The sequence below is a fragment of the Serratia sp. HNCC26DJ206 genome (assembly GCF_057180605.1).
Genome location: NZ_JBXUGP010000114.1, coordinates 1 through 937 on the forward strand (window position 1 = coordinate 1; position 937 = coordinate 937).

At 65.4% G+C, this 937-nt stretch carries 1 protein-coding gene; it reads left to right on the forward strand.

The genetic code is table 11. From position 1 onward, the window contains the following. Positions 1–937: beta strand repeat-containing protein (locus AC2A1E_RS24180; protein ID WP_484385871.1), on the forward strand; the 937-nt coding region annotated here is incomplete at both ends.

Sequence of the window (937 nt, forward strand, 5' to 3'; positions counted from 1 at the left end):
TCTGACGGCGCAGTTGACCGGGGTGGGCGGTATCGTGCTGGATGCCACCAACGGGGCATTGACCGTCACCAACAGCCAGAACAGCTACACCGGCAGCACCCAGGTGACCGGCGGCACGGTGCTGCTGGGGAGTAACAATGCGCTGGGGGCCACCTCACTGCTGACGGTAAACAGTGGCGCCAGCTTCAATACCAACACCTTCAGCCAGACGGTGGGGGCGCTGACCAACCTGGGCACGGTCACGCTCAATACGGGCGTGCTGACCAGCGGGCTGCTGACCAACAGCGGGGCGATCGACCTGTCGGGCGGGACGCTGAACCTGTCGTCAGGGGGCACCTCGAGCGGTGTTGGCGGCCTGAGCGGGGCCGGCACGCTGAACGTCAACGGCGGAGACTTGGCCCTGAGCGCGGCCAACGGCGGCCTGTCGGCCACCACCCATATCGCCTCGGGGGCGTCGGTCACCTCGAGCGCCGCCAATGCCCTGGGGACCAGTGCGGTGGCGGTCGGCGGTACGTTGAATCTGAACGCGGCCGATACCCTGGCCAATGTGCTGAGCGGGGCCGGGACAGTCAACACCGATGCAGCGGTGACCCTGAGCGGCAGCAACACCTTTAGCGGCACCCACGCGATCAATGCGGATGGCGCTCTGACGGTCAGCGCGGCCAATAACCTGGGGACCTCGGCGGCCAGCGTCGCGTTGACCGATGTGACCGCGCAACTGATATTCAGTGCGCTGAGTGGCGATGTGGCCAATACCCTGAGCGGGGTGGCTGATTCCACGGTCACCGTGAATAACGGGGCCAATATGTCCCTGTCCGGCAATAACGCTGGCTTTGCGGGCCAGTTCGGCATTACCGGCAACAGTGCGCTGAGCGTCAGCCAGAACGCGAATCTGGGCACCGGTTCAGCCACGATCGACAGCGGCAGTCAGTTGGTA